We start from the raw sequence: 12,902 nt of genomic DNA on the forward strand, positions 1-12,902 counted from the left end.
TGGCCCGCCACTAGACCGCGAGCCAGACACACGGCCTTATAAACCCTGCTCTACAAATGGAACGGTCAGGGCCAATGCTGCATCCAGAGCGCCGGCGTCTGTACCGCCGCCCTGCGCCATGTCCGGACGACCACCGCCCTTCCCGCCCACTGCCGCAGCGGCGTGCTTCATCAAATCACCGGCTTTGAGTTGGCCAGTCAGGTCTTTGGTTACGCCTGCAACCAGAACGACCTTTTCCTCATGGACACCGCCGAGCAGGATCACTGCGCGGCCGAGTTTGTTTTTCAGTTGATCGACCAGCGCCAGCAGCGCCTTGCCATCCTGACCGTCCAGACGCACGGCCAGTACTTTCACGCCTTTGACATCCAGAGCTGCAGCCGACAGATCGTCGCCCGCCGCGCTGGCAGCCTTGGCTTGCAACTGCTCGAGTTGCTTCTCCAGCAGACGGTTGCGCTCCAGCACAGCCGACAGCTTGTCGATCAGGTTGTCGCGGCTGCCCTTGACCAGGCTGGCCGCTTCCTTGAGTTGTTCTTCAGCCGCGTTCAAGTAGGCCAGCGCCGCAGCACCGGTGACTGCCTCGATACGACGTACGCCCGATGCCACACCGCCTTCGCTGATGATTTTCAGCAGGCCGATGTCGCCGGTACGGTTGGCGTGGATACCGCCACACAGCTCAACCGAGAAATCGCCGCCCATGCTCAGCACGCGCACGTTATCGCCGTACTTCTCGCCGAACAGCGCCATGGCGCCTTTCTTCTTGGCGGTTTCGATGTCGGTTTCTTCGGTTTCAACCGCGGAGTTCTTGCGGATCTCGGCGTTGACGATGTCTTCCAGCGCTTTCAACTGTTCAGGCTTGATAGCTTCGAAGTGGCTGAAGTCGAAGCGCAGACGCTGACTGTCGACCAACGAGCCTTTCTGCTGAACGTGATCGCCCAACACCTGACGCAATGCGGCGTGCAGCAAGTGAGTTGCCGAGTGGTTCAGCGACGTGGCGTGACGCACGTCGGCTTCGACGTGTGCTTCAACCGGCGCGCCCACGATCAGGCTGCCCGAAGCCAACACACCGTGGTGCAGGAAGGCACCGCCGGTCTTGGTGGTATCGCGCACGTCGAAGCGGCTGTTGCCGGCTTGCAGATAACCACAGTCACCAATCTGGCCACCGGATTCTGCGTAGAACGGGGTCTGATTCAGAACCACCACGCCTTCTTCGCCTTCGCTCAACACGTCGACCGATTGCCCTTCTTTATAGAGGGCAACGACTTTCGCCGAACCGCTGGTCGCTTTGTAACCGGTAAATTCGGTCGCCACATCAACCTTGACCAGGCTGTTGTAGTCCATGCCGAAAGAGCTGGCGGAACGGGCACGAACGCGCTGGGCTTCCATTTCGCGTTCGAAGCCCTCTTCGTCGATGGTCAGGCTGCGCTCGCGAGCGATGTCGCCGGTCAGGTCCATCGGGAAGCCGTAGGTGTCGTAGAGTTTGAACACGACGTCGCCCGGCACCACGTCACCTTTGAGGTCAGCCAGATCCTGCTCGAGGATTTTCAGGCCCTGCTCCAGGGTCTTGGCGAATTGCTCTTCTTCGGCTTTCAAAACGCGCTCGATGTGCGTCTGCTGGGATTTCAGTTCCGGGAAGGCTTCACCCATCTCGGCGACCAAGGCCGCAACGATTTGATAGAAGAAACTGCCCTTGGCGCCCAGTTTGTTGCCGTGACGACACGCGCGACGAATGATTCGGCGCAGCACATAGCCGCGACCTTCGTTGGATGGCAGCACGCCGTCGGCAATCAGGAAGCCGCAAGAGCGGATGTGGTCAGCCACGACTTTCAGGGAGGCCTGAGCGTCGTTGGTGCAACCGATGGCCTTCGCCGAAGCGCTCAGCAGGCTCTGGAACAGGTCGATTTCATAGTTCGAGTGAACGTGCTGCAGCACGGCACTGATCCGCTCAAGGCCCATGCCGGTGTCGACCGACGGCGCTGGCAACGGGTGCAACACGCCATCGGCGGTGCGGTTGAACTGCATGAACACGTTGTTCCAGATCTCGATATAACGGTCACCGTCTTCTTCCGGCGAGCCCGGTGGGCCGCCCCAGATGTCGGCGCCGTGATCGTAGAAAATCTCGGTGCAAGGACCGCACGGGCCGGTATCGCCCATGGTCCAGAAATTGTCGGACGCGTACGGCGCCCCTTTATTGTCGCCGATGCGAACCATGCGCTCGGCCGGCACACCGATTTCCTTGGTCCAGATGTCGTACGCCTCGTCATCGCTGGCGTAGACCGTGACCCAGAGCTTTTCCTTCGGCAGGTTCAGCCACTGGTCGGAGGTCAGGAAGTTCCAAGCGTAGGTGATAGCGTCTCGCTTGAAATAATCACCAAAGCTGAAGTTGCCCAGCATTTCGAAGAAGGTGTGGTGACGGGCGGTATAACCGACGTTTTCCAGGTCGTTGTGCTTGCCGCCGGCGCGCACGCATTTCTGGCTGCTGACCGCGCGGGTGTACGCACGTTTTTCCTGGCCCAGGAAGCAGTCCTTGAACTGGTTCATCCCCGCGTTAGTGAACAGCAGGGTTGGGTCGTTGCCCGGAATCAAAGAGCTGGAGGCTACACGGGTGTGGCCTTGCTCTTCGAAGAAGCGAAGGAAGGCTTCACGGATTTCTGCGCTTTTCATTAGGTTCTTCCACGGAGGCTGCGGCCAAAGGCCTGTTCGAAACGTCAACAGACGAAGCGACGGCAAAGGGCCGCATTATATCGGCCCTGCGCGCGGGGTACAGCGTGTTTATACGATAGAAACAGTCAATTGGAGCGCTAACGCTATCACTTGCGCGAAAAGTCGACGAATGCCGCGACGACCTGCCCGATTTGCTCACGACTGACGTCCATGTGCGTGACCATACGCAGACGCCCTGCCGCGCTCAACTTGATCCCGCGTTCGGCGGCGAACGTCTTGATCGCTTCAGCTTTGTCGCCCATGTGCACGTAAACCATGTTGGTTTGCACCGGTTCGACATCGTAACCCGCGGCACGCAAGCCTTCGGCCAGGAACTGTGCGTTGGTGTGATCGTCAGCCAGGCGCTCGACATTGTTATCCAGAGCATACAAACCTGCTGCCGCCAGAATCCCGGCCTGACGCATGCCGCCACCGACCATTTTGCGCAAACGGCGCGCCTTGGCGATCAACTCGACCGAGCCGCACAACACCGAACCGACGGGCGCGCCCAAGCCTTTGGACAGGCACACCGACACCGAATCGAAATGCTGAGTGATTTCCCGGGCATCAACCCCTAGTTTGACGGCCGCGTTGTAGAGTCGCGCGCCGTCCAGGTGCAGTTGCAAGCCATGTTCACGGGTAAAGCTGCGGGCCCGCGCCAGATACTCCAGCGGCAGCACTTTGCCTTGCATGGTGTTTTCCAGCGCCAGCAAACGGGTACGGGCGAAATGGAAATCGTCCGGTTTGATCGCGGCGGCCACCTGGGACAAATCCAGGGAACCATCGGCCTGCAGTTCCAGCGGCTGCGGCTGAATCGAGCCGAGCACTGCCGCGCCACCACCTTCGTATTTATAGGTGTGCGCCTGTTGGCCTACGATGTATTCCTCGCCCCGCTCACAATGCGCCATCAACCCCAGCAGGTTGCTCATGGTGCCTGTCGGCACAAACAGCGCTGCGGCGAAACCCAGACGTTTTGCCAATTCGGCTTCAAGACGGTTGACCGTCGGATCCTCGCCATAGACGTCGTCACCGGTGGCCGCGCTGGCCATTGCGTCGAACATCCCGGCGGTGGGTTGGGTGACGGTGTCGCTGCGAAGATCGATAACGCTCATGAATCTGGCCTCGGTAAGCAGGGGAAATCCCTTCCAGGTAGGAATTACTGCGGTCATGACGACGAATAATCAACCCTTGAGCCGCAAAAGACACCCCAAGCCAGCGAAAAAGTCGATAACAATCATCAGATAGCAGCGATGCGCGGCTCGCCAATATGTGTTAAAAACGCTGCGCCGACAGACAATCTGACGGCAAAACGTTCTCAGGGCGGGGTGCAACTCCCCACCGGCGGTAATTGCGCGCAACGCGCATAGCCCGCGAGCGCTTGGCGACAGGCACGGCAATGGCCGTGTATGACGACAAGGTCAGCAGACCCGGTGTGATCCCGGGGCCGACGGTCATAGTCCGGATGAAGAGAGAACGGGATTGACGCCAAAGGGCCGTCCGCCGCACTCGTGCGAGCGTGCGCACCCTGAAATCCCATTCGATTCATATGCCCTGTTTTAACCATAAACAGGAGTCAGAACATGCAACCCACCGCAATCGATAGCAAAAGCAAAAACCATCAGGGTGAACGCATTGCGTTCATCCAGGCCTGCTGGCACAAAGAAATCGTCGATCAGAGCCGTAAAGGCTTCGTCACCGAAATGATTGCCCAGGGTTATCAGGAATCGGACATCGATTTTTTCGAAGTCGGTGGCGCTTTTGAAATGCCACTGCACGCCAAGCTGCTGGCCAAGACCGGCCGTTATTCCGGCATCGTCGCGGCAGCCCTGGTGGTTGATGGCGGGATCTACCGCCACGAGTTCGTCGCCCAGTCGGTGGTCAGTGGCCTGATGCAGGTGCAACTGGAAACCGAAGTGCCAGTGTTCTCGGTATCCCTGACCCCGCACCACTTCCATGCCGGTGAAGAACTGCATCAGAAGTTTTTCTTCGAGCATTTTGTGCACAAAGGCCAGGAAGCGGCGAAGACCTGCGCGGATACGCTGCACAAGATGCGTGCGTTGCGTCGTAGTGAGCCGCGCGCGGTAGCGGTCTGAAACACATGACTTGGGTGAGTCCCTGACTTCACTCAAACCAACCGTGGGGGCGAGCCTGCTCGCGAAAGCGGATTAACATTCAACGGTGATGTTGTTTGTTATGCCGTCTTCGCGAGCAGGCTCGCTCACGCAGTAATTATGCGTTGATCTCAGGCCAGGTTTTCGTCAGTGGTTGGTACGATCAGGATGCCGGCGCGCAAGCCATTCTTCACCTTGGGGTTCGGGAAGATGATCCGGGCGCCCTCCTCTTCGATGATCCAGCGGGTATTGGCGATGTCTTCCGCCAGCAGGTAACCCACGTCCAGTTCGGAAAAATTCTCGATGTCTGCCGGAAGGTTCAAGCGGAAGCTATCGCTGTGCTTGATGATTTCCCGCGCCACGCTGTACAGCTGCAAACCGTCCAGCGACGCTTCGGTCAGTTCCGGCTCGGTGCCTTCGATGATCTGTTTCAGGCGGGTTTCCAGCTGGGAAACATTGACCCCGGCGTTCTGCCCGAACGGCCGCGCCTTGCCCAGTTCAAGGGTGAAGGACTCGGCGCCCAGCTTGTCGTAGGTGTAGGAACTGAAGACGATGGACGGCTTGTTCTGCAACAGCACAGCCTCCATGCCGGCAGCACGCAGGCGCGCCAACTCCTGACGCGAATGCTGGCGGCCTTCCTTCCAAGGGTACAAGGCGAACTGTTCGATTTTCGAACCGCGAATCGCGGTATGCAGATCGTAGTGCAGACGCTGACGATCCGGCAGACTGAAGAAACTCGCCGCCAGCCGCTCCAGCTCACAAGCGCGCAAGGCTTCAGAGCCGCTGCTTTGTTCATGACGGCCATTGAACAGCCGATTGACGTCCTGCTCGATGAAACGCTCGCCTTTACGGATCGCGTCGGGGTTACCGAACAGAAAGAGAATGCGTGCGCGTGGCTTCAAGTCGCCACGAGCGATGTCATGCAACAGGCGATCGAGCAATTCGATCGGCGCTGTTTCGTTACCGTGGATACCGGCTGACAGCAGCAGGTCCAGACCATTGTCGCGCGCTTCAGGTGGCCGGACTTCCAGCGCACCTTCGCTCAACCAGCGCATCCGCACGCCTTCGACAGTCAGTTGAGTCTTCTCCGCCGGTTCACGGCCGGCGAGGGTCAGTTCAAGCAGTTTGCCGAGGGCGAGCATAGAGCGGTTTCCTTAGTGGTCGTGTGCGCAATCCGGGCCGTGCACATGGTCTTCGTCGCCGACTTCAGCCGGTTCCATTTCCAGTTGCAGACTTACCAGATTAGTCGCCAATGGACGCAGCAGCAGGTTGGCGTATTCAGCGTCACCTTCTTCAACGTCCACGCCGATCAGCAGTTGGCCACGGCCATCATGCTGGATCCACAGCTCTTTGCCTTGCCACATGACCGCAACGCGGGTGCAGGAGGTTTCCAGTTGCGTGCCATCGGTGTCTTCAAGGATCAGCTGCAGGGTATCGCTCATGTCTTTTACGCTCTCGTTTGAGACTTTCAATTGATCTGGAATGGATAAACCGCGCCCAGTTTAAGGATTTGCGTCAGTTCATCCAGTGCCGTCCGGCACTCAAGCAGCAATTGCGGGTCCGCGAGATCGTTATCGGTCATGCGGTCGCGGTAATGCTTGTCGACCCATTCGGTCAGCGTGCCGTACAACGGTGCCGTCATGATAACCCCTGGGTTGACCGCCGCCAGTTCGGTTTCATTCAGTGCGACGCGCAGCCGCAGGCAAGCCGGGCCACCACCATTCTGCATGCTTTGCTTCAGATCGAAGACTTTCACTTCGCGAATCAGGCCGCCGGAGCTGGTCAGACCTTGCAGGTACTGCCAGACACGCTCATTGCCACGGCATTCTTCCGGCACGATCAACAGCATCGAACCGTCAGGACGCGACAGCAGTTGGCTATTGAACAGGTAGGACCGAACGGCGTCTTCGACGGTGACCGCGGAACGCGGTACACAGACAGACTGGAATTTCCCACCGACTTTGGCGAGTTTGCTTTGCAGCTCGGCCAGCATCTGCTCGGTGTCGAGGAACGCGTCCTCGTGATAGAACAGCACCTCGCCGTTACCCACAGCAATCACGTCGTTGTGGAAAACGCCCTGATCGATCACCGACGGGTTCTGCTGCGCATAGACCACGCCGTCTTCGCTCAAACCGTGCAAGCGGGCAACGGCCTGGGACGCTTCCAGTGTCTGGCGCGCCGGGTATTTCTGTGGTGCCGGGTAGCGGGAATCGAAAGCGCTGCGACCGAATACGAAGAACTCGACGCCTGCTTCACCGTATTCACGGCAGAAACGGGTGTGGTTTGCCGCGCCTTCGTCCCCGAACTGCGCCACGGCCGGCAACGCGGCGTGGTGAGCAAAGTGTTTCTGATCGGCGAACATCGCGCCCAGCACACGGCTTGTGGTCGGGTGTTCGATGCTGCGGTGGAATTTGCAGTTGAGGTTGGCGGCAGTGAAATGCACGCGGCCATCAGCGGTGTCGGCACTTGGGCTGACTGTCGCCGCGTTGGCCACCCACATGCTCGACGCCGAGCAACTGGCAACCAGCAATGGCATGGCGTCTTTAGCGGCTCGCTCGATCACTTGAGCATCGGTGCCGCTGAAACCCAAACGGCGCAGAGCGGCTACGTCGGGACGTTCCTGGGGCGCCAGAACGCCTTGCTGAAAGCCCATTTCCATCAGCGCTTTCATTTTCGCCAGGCCTTGCAGCGCGGCCTCCTTCGGGTTCGAAGACTGTTGGCTGTTGCTCTGGGACGCGACGTTGCCGTAGGACAGGCCGCCGTAGTTATGGGTCGGCCCCACTAGACCGTCAAAATTGACTTCATAGGATTTCATCAGCGAGGCTCCACGAGAATCTGTTGTTATAGGCTTCAAGTAACAATTCAGTCAGACCGAGGCGCGGCCTTCGCGGGCAAGCCCGGCTCCCACAGGTTTGGAGGTGTTCACACATTTTGTGTCCGACGCAAATCCTGTGGGAGCCGGGCTTGCCCGCGATTGGGCATCACGCCATCTTCACGCCAGGCGTGAGAGCGGCAGGCAACACCAGGCTCGGGGTTTCCAGCGACGCCACCGGGTACGCGCAGTAATCTGCGGCGTAGTAGGCGCTGGCGCGATGGTTGCCCGAGGCGCCGACACCGCCGAATGGCGCGCTGCTCGCGGCACCGGTCAGTTGCTTGTTCCAGTTGACAATACCGGCGCGGCTTTCCAGCCAGAACTGCTGGTAACGCGCTTCGGAATCCGACAGTAAACCGGCCGCCAGGCCATAGTCGGTGTCATTGGCTTCGGCAATCGCCGCTTCAAAATCAGCGTAGCGGATCACTTGCAGCAACGGGCCGAACAGCTCTTCGTCAGGACGATCAGCGACGGCCGTGACGTCCAGAATACCTGGGGTCAGCAACGCGGCCTGCGCCTGCGGCTGAGTCATTTCCAGCAAGGCCACTGCGCCATTGGCCAGCAAATGTTCTTGCGCATCCATCAACGCTTTCGCAGCGCCAAGGGAGATAACCGACCCCATGAACGGCGCCGGCTGTTGATCAAATGCACCGACGTCAATCGTCGCGCTGACCGCCACCAGACGCGCCAGCAGCGTGTCGCCCCAGGCGCCCTGCGGCACCAGCAAGCGGCGTGCACAGGTGCAACGCTGACCGGCAGAAATGAAGGCCGACTGGATGATGGTGTAAACAGCGGCATCGAGGTCTGCCACTTCGTCGACCACCAGCGGGTTGTTACCGCCCATTTCCAGCGCCAGGATCTTGTCCGGACGACCGGCGAATTGCTGATGCAGGTGGTTGCCGGTGCGGCTGGAACCGGTGAAGAACAAACCGTCGATGCCCGGGTTTGCCGCCAGGGCGATACCGGTCTCACGAGCGCCTTGCAGCAGGTTCAATACGCCTGCCGGCAAACCGGCTTCGATCCAGCATTTGACCGTCAGCTCGGCGACTTTCGGGGTCAGCTCGCTTGGTTTGAACAACACGCTGTTACCGGCCAGCAGCGCCGGCACGATGTGCCCGTTCGGCAAGTGGCCAGGGAAATTGTAAGGACCGAACACCGCGACCACGCCGTGCGGTTTGTGACGCAACACAGCGGTGGCGTCGCCCAGCGGGCCGCTCTTCTCGCCGGTACGTTCACGGTAGCTTTGCACCGAAATCGCAATCTTGTTGACCATGCTGGTCACTTCAGTCGCTGATTCCCACAATGGCTTGCCGGTTTCTTCACCGATGCAACGCGCCAACTCGTCCGTTTTGTTTTTCAGTACCGCGGCAAAGGCCTCAAGTACGGCAATGCGCTCATCCAGGGTACGGCGGGCCCAGCCCGGGAAAGCCTGACGCGCGGCTTGCACGGCGGATTCAACCTGAGCCGCGGTGGCACCTTCGCCGGACCACAGCACTTGCTGGGTCACCGGGTTCAGCGACTGGAAGGCTTCGCCCTGACCGGCCAGCCATTCACCTGCGATGTATAGCGAATTCATTATTTCGACTCCCGAGCAGCAGACAACGGAACGGCGCGCACTTGATCGCCGGCGTTGAGTTGAAGGCGTTTGGCGGTCAGCGGATCTACCACCAGCGTGCCGGCGGCGAAGCGTGCTGGTGCGGCAGTGATCCGGCAGTCTTCGCGCTTGCGGTTGTGAATCAGGAATGGCGTTGCGTCGTCGCCCGGTGTGCCAATGGCCAGCACCAGCGCCTCGCTGTCACGCACCGCGCGGATCTTGCCGGTTTCGCACTCGACGGCCGGGCCGGCGTCGAAGATATCGACGTAACCCTGGTAGCTGAAACCTTCGCTCTTGAGCATGGCCAGCGCCGGCTCGGTGTCCGGGTGGACCTTGCCAATGACGTTGCGCGCATCTGGCGACAGGAAGCAGGTGTACAGCGGAAACTTCGGCATCAGTTCGGCGATGAACGCCTTGTTGCCCACGCCAGTCAGGTAATCGGCCTGGCTGAATTCCATCTTGAAGAAGTGACGCCCCAGGCTTTCCCAGAACGGCGAGCGCCCGGCTTCATCGGACACGCCACGCATCTCGGCAATGATCTTGTTGCCGAACAGTTGCGGGAACTCGGCAATGAACAGCATCCGCGCCTTCGCCAGCATGCGGCCATTGAGGCCGGTGCGGAAACCGGCGTGCAGGAACAACGAGCACAGCTCGGAGTTGCCGGTCAGGTCATTGGCCAGGAACAGCGTCGGGATCTCGCGGTAGATGTTCAGCTCTTGCGAAGCACTGACCGTCAGGCCGACCCGGAAGTTGTACCAAGGCTCACGCAGGCCGACGGCGCCAGCGATGGCGGAAATGCCCACCACACGGCCCGTGTCGTCTTCGAGTACGAACAGGTAGTCCGCATCAGCGCGCCCGGCTTCGCCGCGAAAGGTCTTCTCGGCCCAGCCGACCCGATGGGCCAGGCGTTCTTCGTTGGCTGGCAAGGTGGTCAGGCCGGTGCCGGTGCTGCGGGCCAGGTCGATCAGAGCGGGTAAATCGCTGCTGCGTACGGGACGAACGATCATGCTATCTCCTCAAACGGGCCGCTTGCGCCACCCGTGAAATTTCGCTGCTTTCCAGGCATTTCTCGCTGGAAATCAAAGCCGGCGTTAAACCGCCACCAGGCGCACGCTGGCACCTTCACCGACGCCCAGGGCTTCGGCCGCTTCCAGACCCAGGGTCACGGGTTTGCCCGGCGCGTAATCGAGCTCAAGCAACACGGCTCGGTAATCCTGCAACTGGGCATTGGCCACCAGGTACTGACGTCCGACACCTTTGACCGGCTCACCGATTTTCACCGGTACGACGCGGCTCTGGGCGATCGAACGGATCCCCGTCACACGGGCGTGCAGGGTCGGGCCGCCGTCGAAAATGTCGATGTAGTGATCGGTCTCGAAGCCTTCGCGCATCAGGATGTCGAAAGTGATCTGCGCCCGTGGATGCACCTGGCCCATGGCTTCTTGAGCGGAGTCCGGCAGCAGCGGCACATAGATCGGGTAATGCGGCATCAGCTCGGCCAGGAACGTGCGGCTCTTCAGACCGCACAGACGCTCGGCTTCAGCGTAGTTGAGGTCGAAGAAGTTGCGGCCGATGGCGTCCCAGAATGGCGAGTCGCCGTTTTCATCGCTGTAACCGACAATCTCGGTCACCACGGAATCGGCAAAGCGCTCCGGGTGGCTGGCGACGAACAGCAGGCGACCACGGGAATTGAGCTCGGCCCAAGGCGAACCCACCAGCTCGCGCTGCACGTAGAAACTGGTCAACAAGCTGTTGCCGGTCAGGTCGTGGCACTGGGAGAGCACGTGGATCTTGTTATGAATCTTCAGCTCGCGGGAAGCGTGTACGAAGGTTTCATTACGGAAGCTGTAGAACGGCTCGGAATAACCAGCCGAGGCCACGATGGCCGAGCAACCGGCCAGCTTGCCGGTGGCCGTGTCTTCGAGGACGAAGAAATAGCTCTCTTCGCCATTGAAGCTGACTTCAGCGGCGAACGAGGCTTCGCTTGCAGCGATCTTGTCGCTGAGGCGCTCAACGTCATCCGGCAAGGAAGTGACACCAATCGGGCTGTCCGCAGCCAGACGCTGTACCTCGCCCAGATCAGCCATTTGCGCGGGGCGCATCACCAGCATGGTGTCACTCCTTTCTCTAAAAACTTTCATAAGTAAAATGCCCGGCTCATGTGGGAGCGGGCTTGCCCGCGATAGCGTCCTGTCAGATAACAATGAAGTCGGCTGTCAGGCCCTCATCGCGGGCAAGCCCGCTCCCACACTTACTAAGCCCGGCACAAAAATTTGATTCGACACCTGAAGCTCAGGCGTCGAAGGGTCTATCAGGCTTGAGTCAACTTCGCAGCAGCGCGTTCGAAGCGGTCCAGACCGGCATCGATATCGGCGTCTTCAACCACCAGGCTAGGCGCAAAGCGAATCACGTCCGGGCCGGCTTGCAGAATCATCAGGCCTTCACGTTCGGCGGCGTTGAAGATGTCCTTGGCCTTGCCTTTCCAGGCATCGCTCAGCACGCAACCGATCAGCAGACCCAGGCCACGAACCTGAGTAAACAGGCCGTACTTCTCGCCGATCTGCTCCAGGCGCGCCTTGAACTTGTCGTGCTTGGCATTGACGCCGGCCAGCACTTCAGGGGTGTTGATCACGTCGATCACCGCTTCAGCGACAGCGCACGCCAGCGGGTTGCCGCCGTAGGTAGTGCCGTGAGTGCCGACAACCAGATGTTTGGCCAGGTCTTCGGTGGTCAGCATCGCCGCGATCGGGAAACCACCACCCAGGCTCTTGGCGCTGGTCAGAATGTCCGGGGTCACGCCGTAATGCTGGTAGGCGAACAGCTTGCCGCTGCGGCCCATACCGGTTTGCACTTCGTCGAACACCAACAGCGCGTTGTGCTCAGTGCACAAATCGCGAGCGCCTTGCAGGTAAGCCAGTTCAGCCGGCAATACGCCGCCCTCGCCCTGGATCGGCTCCAGCACCACGGCGCAGGTCTTGTCGGAAATGGCCGCTTTCAGAGCGGCCAGATCGTTGTACGGCACGTGGGTGATGCCGGTGATTTTCGGACCGAAACCGTCGGAGTACTTCGACTGGCCACCGACGTTCACGGTGAACAGGGTACGGCCGTGGAAGCTGTTCAGCGCGGCGATGATTTCGTACTTCTCGGTACCAAAACGGTCGAAGGCGACGCGACGGGCCAGCTTGAAAGCGGCCTCGTTGGCTTCGGCGCCGGAGTTACAGAAGAACACGCGCTCGGCAAAGGTAGCGTCGATCAGCTTATGGGCCAGGCGCAGGGCCGGCTCATTGGTGAACACGTTGGACACGTGCCACAGCTTGTTCGCCTGCTCGGTCAATGCACCGACCAGCGCAGGGTGTGCGTGGCCCAATACGTTAACGGCAATCCCGCCGGCGAAGTCGATCAGCTCGCGGCCAGACTGGTCCCAGACGCGGGAACCGGCACCACGCACAGGGATGAAAGCGGCAGGCGCGTAGTTGGGAACCATTACCTGGTCGAAATCGGCGCGTTGTACCGCAGCGTGCTCAACGGACATCGGAGTCTCCTGAAGAGGAACACTCGCCTGAAACTGGCGAGCGATGAGGGGGATTGTAAGGACAGTTTTCAGCCCGGCCTTGCCGCCAAGCGA

At 60.1% G+C, this 12,902-nt stretch carries 10 protein-coding genes and 1 riboswitch; of the genes, 1 reads left to right on the plus strand and 9 read right to left on the minus strand.

Annotated elements, in window-relative coordinates; translation table 11 throughout:
- Positions 1-36 precede the first annotated feature (36 nt).
- Both alaS and ltaE read right to left on the minus strand, forming a co-directional pair.
- Positions 37-2,661, minus strand: a complete 2,625-nt coding sequence (gene alaS / locus NL116_RS23280) for an alanine--tRNA ligase (protein WP_494374211.1) — start codon at positions 2,659-2,661, stop codon at positions 37-39.
- Between the two features lie 146 nt (positions 2,662-2,807).
- The gene (ltaE, locus tag NL116_RS23285) at positions 2,808-3,812 is read right to left on the minus strand and encodes a low-specificity L-threonine aldolase (protein ID WP_494374212.1); all 1,005 of its coding nucleotides are present in this window, start codon (positions 3,810-3,812) and stop codon (positions 2,808-2,810) included.
- Between the two features lie 195 nt (positions 3,813-4,007).
- Positions 4,008-4,179: riboswitch (FMN riboswitch) on the plus strand.
- A 101-nt stretch (positions 4,180-4,280) separates the two neighbouring features.
- Between ltaE and NL116_RS23290 the strand changes: the two genes are divergently transcribed.
- A complete protein-coding gene (locus NL116_RS23290) occupies positions 4,281-4,793 on the plus strand; it encodes a 6,7-dimethyl-8-ribityllumazine synthase (RefSeq protein WP_494374213.1) in 513 nt (170 codons plus the stop codon).
- A 149-nt stretch (positions 4,794-4,942) separates the two neighbouring features.
- Here NL116_RS23290 and astE read toward each other — a convergent pair whose 3' ends face one another.
- The 7 genes from astE to NL116_RS23325 all read right to left on the minus strand — a co-directional run bounded on the left by astE (position 4,943) and on the right by NL116_RS23325 (position 12,809).
- Positions 4,943-5,953 (minus strand): succinylglutamate desuccinylase, encoded by a 1,011-nt coding sequence (gene astE / locus NL116_RS23295; RefSeq protein WP_494374214.1) that lies wholly within the window; start codon positions 5,951-5,953, stop codon positions 4,943-4,945.
- 12 nt (positions 5,954-5,965) lie between these two features.
- Complete coding sequence (locus NL116_RS23300) at positions 5,966-6,253, minus strand: hypothetical protein (RefSeq protein ID WP_046031534.1); 288 nt, start codon at positions 6,251-6,253, stop codon at positions 5,966-5,968.
- 26 nt (positions 6,254-6,279) lie between these two features.
- Positions 6,280-7,626 (minus strand): N-succinylarginine dihydrolase, encoded by a 1,347-nt coding sequence (gene astB / locus NL116_RS23305; RefSeq protein ID WP_494374215.1) that lies wholly within the window; start codon positions 7,624-7,626, stop codon positions 6,280-6,282.
- Between the two features lie 166 nt (positions 7,627-7,792).
- Entirely contained in the window at positions 7,793-9,262 is a 1,470-nt protein-coding gene (astD, locus tag NL116_RS23310) for a succinylglutamate-semialdehyde dehydrogenase (protein ID WP_494378120.1), read from the minus strand.
- A complete protein-coding gene (gene astA, locus NL116_RS23315; protein ID WP_494374216.1) occupies positions 9,259-10,284 on the minus strand; it encodes an arginine N-succinyltransferase in 1,026 nt (341 codons plus the stop codon). Before astA ends, astD begins: the two co-directional genes overlap by 4 nt.
- An 84-nt stretch (positions 10,285-10,368) precedes the next feature.
- Positions 10,369-11,388, minus strand: coding sequence for an arginine/ornithine succinyltransferase subunit alpha (gene aruF / locus NL116_RS23320; protein WP_494374217.1), 1,020 nt, complete (start codon positions 11,386-11,388; stop codon positions 10,369-10,371).
- Between the two features lie 200 nt (positions 11,389-11,588).
- Positions 11,589-12,809, minus strand: a complete 1,221-nt coding sequence (locus tag NL116_RS23325; protein ID WP_059182301.1) for an aspartate aminotransferase family protein — start codon at positions 12,807-12,809, stop codon at positions 11,589-11,591.
- Between the last annotated feature and the right edge of the window lie 93 nt (positions 12,810-12,902).

Source organism: Pseudomonas sp. FBCC-B1667 (genome assembly GCF_059133255.1).